Origin of the sequence: Devosia psychrophila, assembly GCF_000971275.1 — a bacterium.
GTDB classification, from domain to species: domain Bacteria; phylum Pseudomonadota; class Alphaproteobacteria; order Rhizobiales; family Devosiaceae; genus Devosia; species Devosia psychrophila.
The window spans coordinates 1-3953 of record NZ_LAPV01000098.1 but is presented as its reverse complement, the minus strand read 5'-3'; the positions used below and the strand labels follow the sequence as shown (position 1 = coordinate 3953).

Genomic DNA, 3953 nt, shown 5'->3' with positions numbered 1-3953 from the left:
TGCGGTGTTGTTCGAGCGCACCCGTAGAACGGTCAGCCTCACACCGGCCGGGCATCGCCTGCTGGTCGACGCGCGCAAGATCCTGGCCGCGATCGACGACGCGGCCTACGCGGTCAAACGAACGGCCGATGGCGACGAAGGGACCTTGAGAATTGGCCTGACGCCTTCCGCGCCGTTCAATATCGTGGTCCCGTCTATTCTCCGCGCCTATCGGTCGAGATTTCCGGCCGTGGATTTCGCCATATCCGAGAGCAACACGCCGGCGCTGATGGAGGCGTTACGGCGAGGCGCGGTAGACGGCGCATTTCTGCGGCCGACGGACATCGACACCACCGATCTCACCATAACAACCGTCCTGCAGGAGCCGATGCTGGCAGCCATCCCGGCTCATCATCCACTTGCGGAGGCGGAGTCCATCGCCTTGGAAGATCTGAAATCGGAAACCGTCATCCTGCGTCCGCGGCCGATCGGAGAGCGGCTGACAAAAGTCATCTTGGCTGCATGCGAGCAGACCGGTTTCAGTCCGATCATTACTCAGAAAGACGCACCGCAGATGACGTCGATCCTGAGCCTCGTCGCAGCCGGACTTGGCATCACCTTCGTGCCCGCGTCCATGAGCAGGTTCCTGGAGGGCTTCGTCGCGTACAAGCCGGTCAGAGACAGCAGCCTCCCGGAGGCGATCCTGTCATTCGCCCGGCTCGAAGCGTCGTCCTCGCCCACCTTGTCCAATTTCGAAAAAATCGCACTTACCCTGCGTGACGAACTTGGAACAGGCAGTGACGGCCCCCTGTAAGCAGAACGTCAGTCAGTCTTCGGCGGCCCGAAATCGACTAAGTCCCTTGATTACGAACGGCGCTATCAGAGCTAACGCCGCTAAGGACAGAAGCGTGGCTGCAATGGGGCTTTGTATCAGACCCATCGGACTGCCTACATCGACCTGAAGCGCACGTCGAAGCTGGGTTTCCGCCATCGGACCCAGGATGAGCCCGACCACCATAGGCGCAATCGGATAGTCGAAGCGGCGCATCACGAAGCCCACGATGCCGAAGCAAAGAAGCATGATCAGTTCGATGTAGGACGGGTTCGCGGCCAGCGTGCCCGTCGTCGCAAATACGAGAATGCCCGCGTACAGCCATGGCGTCGGGGTCCTAAGCAGTTTTACCCAAAGCCCTACGAGAGGAAGATTGAGTACGATAAGCATGAAGTTGGCGACGAAAAGCGATGCGATCAAACCCCAGACCAGGGCGGGATCGGTTGCAAAGAGCAACGGACCGGGCTGTATGTTGTACTGCTGAAAGCCGGCGAGCATGATTGCTGCGGTCGCGGATGTCGGAAGGCCGAGCGTCAGCAGCGGCATGAGAGTTCCGGCTGCGGCGGCGTTGTTTGCCGCTTCCGGTCCCGCAACGCCTTCGATCGCCCCATGGCCGAATTCTTCGGGATATTTCGAAAGCTTCTTTTCGATCGTGTAGGAAAGGAATGTGGGAATCTCAGCACCACCTGCGGGCAGAGCGCCAATCGGGAAACCCAGCAAGGTCCCTCTCAGCCACGGCTTCCACGAGCGCTTCCAGTCTTCCCTGGTCATCCACAGCGAACCCTTGATCGGCTGGACCTCTTCAACCCCGAAGGCACGTCGCGAACAGACGAACAGCGCCTCTCCGATAGCGAAGAGGCCCACTGCAAGAGTCGTGACTTCAATTCCGTCGAGCAGTTCAGGTATGCCGAAGACCAACCTCGCCTGTCCGGAAAGGGTGTCGATGCCGATCAAGCCTAATGTCAGCCCTACGAAGAGCGCGGTGATGCCGCGCAGGGGACTGTCGCCGAACGTGGCAGAGACGGTGACGAATGCCAGCACCATCAGCGCAAAATAATCCTCCGGCCCGAACAGCAGAGCGACCTTCACGAGATAGGGCGCGAAGAATGCCAGGCAGATGGTTGCGATCGTTCCGGCTACGAACGACCCTAATGCGGCGGTGGACAGGGCCGGTCCGGCCCGTCCCGCCTTGGCCATCCTGTTGCCCTCGAGAGCCGTGATCATCGACGCGGATTCACCGGGCGTATTGATCAGGATCGACGTCGTCGAACCGCCGTACATTCCGCCGTAGTAAACTCCCGCGAACATAATGAGGGAGCCGGTAGGATCCAGTCTGAAGGTTATCGGCAGAAGAAGCGCTACCGTAAGGGCCGGGCCGATACCTGGCAGGACGCCCACGAGGGTGCCCAGGAACACGCCGACGAGCGCGTAGACAAGGTTCATAGGCATCAGCGCGACCAGGAAGCCGTTCCCAAGTGCTATAAAAGTATCCATTTCAGAGCGCCAGCAGCTGTTCTAGCGGACCGCGGGGAAGGCTCAATGCGAGGAGCTTGGCGAAGGCCAGGTAGATTACGGCTCCGAGGGAGATGCCTAGCGCGAAGTCCGCCAAAAAAGCGCGTCGTCCGAAGCCACGGGCCGTCAATGTAAAGAGCATCCCCATGGGGATGATGAATCCGAGACGAAAATAGACTGCAAGAATAAGGATGGCGATCCCACCGACGACGTGGCCCGTTCCCTTCCAGTCGGCACGTTCGCGTGTATCTGCGGTCGGGCGAAACGCACTGATGATATGCCCGAACCCAAGCACGACGAGGCCCGAAGCCACCGCGTATGTCATCGCGCTCGGACCGACGCCATAGCCGCCGACCACGCTCATGTTGAAGGCGTCCCTTACGAGCAAAGCAGCGAGAGCTAGAAGTGTAATTCCGATTGCGGCCGTCGGCCGGTCGAGGCGCCTTGGCGAATTAAAGGGGCTGTTGATCAAATTGTCCTCCACTATAGGAGAGGCTCCGCACTCGCCTTCTAAAGGGTGCCAGCCGCCGAAATGGCGCCAGAGCGGTTTTGAATGCTTCTCCATCCGGACTATGAACAGGGCTGAACTACTGCGTCCAATACATGTTTGACCCTTATTGATACTTTTCCGGTATCAACCCACCCCCAAACGGGTCTAGGCGGCGGAACCGAAACTCGTCAGTAAACGACATCGGCAAGGGTGCCCACATCCGCTGCGATCCTGGCGGGGCGGCTGCGCTCGGGACAACTTCCCGATCGCCGAAAACATGGTGACGAATGGGCGACCGTGGGCATTGCGACGATAGAGGCGCGCAGGTCGATTGCGGCAGGCGGTCGGGAAACCGCCCTGTTCCTTCGCCCGGTGACGGATCGGAATTCATTTGCGGAGACGGTCTCCGACGCATGCTGTCCACCGCCAGAAGCTTGCTGCTGCGCACTTCGGCGAACGTTGCGACCTCCCATGCTCGAACCGCTATCCCACGGCCCTAGTCAGGTCCCGCTCGGGCAGGGTGTCTTGATCACGGTTATTGCGAGAATGAAGTTCACGCTGCCGAGTAGGACCGGGAGCGGTAGTCCGGACATCCCGGGTCGGCGACATACCGAATATCCGCCCGTATTCTCGAGTGAACTGCGGCACGCTTCCGTGCCCCACCGCATAGGCTAAGTTGCTGATCGTCCCGCCGCCGGCAAAGAGCATTCGCGTCGCCTGGTCGCCGCAACGCTTGTCGCGACGCTCCAGACTGCGGTGTCGTTCTTGCTGGACAGGCCGTCGGGGATCACTCTGGCTGAGACGGTATCGACCGCGATGAACCAGATCTCCATACTTGAGCCCACGCGCCTGAACCGACCGGGCACCTGACCACCCGTTTATCTATTGCGCATCCGCGCAGCCCGATTGTCATGGTTCAGGTCACTGCCGTGTCCGGCGGGAACGAGCCGGGCAATGCTTGCGACCGTCATGCCGACATCGGACAACGATCCTACGACAACTAATGGCGGTTTTTAGGAACCGAAGAGTTGGCCTTGAACGGCGGATATGGGTCGGAACCTGACTGGCCACTTCGGGTCGGTTGCGGACGTCCACGTCGAGCAACTATTCCACTGTTCCAGTCCGCATATTATGCGAATC

General features: G+C 60.0%; 3 protein-coding genes. 1 reads left to right on the top strand and 2 read right to left on the bottom strand.

Features of this window, described 5'->3' with window-relative positions; all coding sequences use genetic code 11:
• Window positions 1–793 (top strand): LysR substrate-binding domain-containing protein (locus WH91_RS10275; protein WP_144408364.1); only part of this gene is annotated, 793 nt, incomplete at its 5' end.
• A gap of 12 nt (window positions 794–805) precedes the next feature.
• Here WH91_RS10275 and WH91_RS10270 read toward each other — a convergent pair.
• Both WH91_RS10270 and WH91_RS10265 read right to left on the bottom strand, forming a co-directional pair.
• On the bottom strand, window positions 806–2305 hold the full coding sequence (locus tag WH91_RS10270; protein ID WP_046170924.1) for a tripartite tricarboxylate transporter permease: 1500 nt from the start codon (window positions 2303–2305) through the stop codon (window positions 806–808).
• Window position 2306: 1 nt separating this feature from the next.
• Window positions 2307–2795 (bottom strand): tripartite tricarboxylate transporter TctB family protein, encoded by a 489-nt coding sequence (locus WH91_RS10265; RefSeq protein ID WP_046170925.1) that lies wholly within the window; start codon window positions 2793–2795, stop codon window positions 2307–2309.
• Between the last annotated feature and the right edge of the window lie 1158 nt (window positions 2796–3953).

What these genes read in the sequence shown, in the direction of transcription:
- WH91_RS10270 (WP_046170924.1), bottom strand. Translation starts at nt 2,305, where the DNA reads ATGGATACTTTTATAGCACTTGGGAACGGCTTCCTGGTCGCGCTGATG.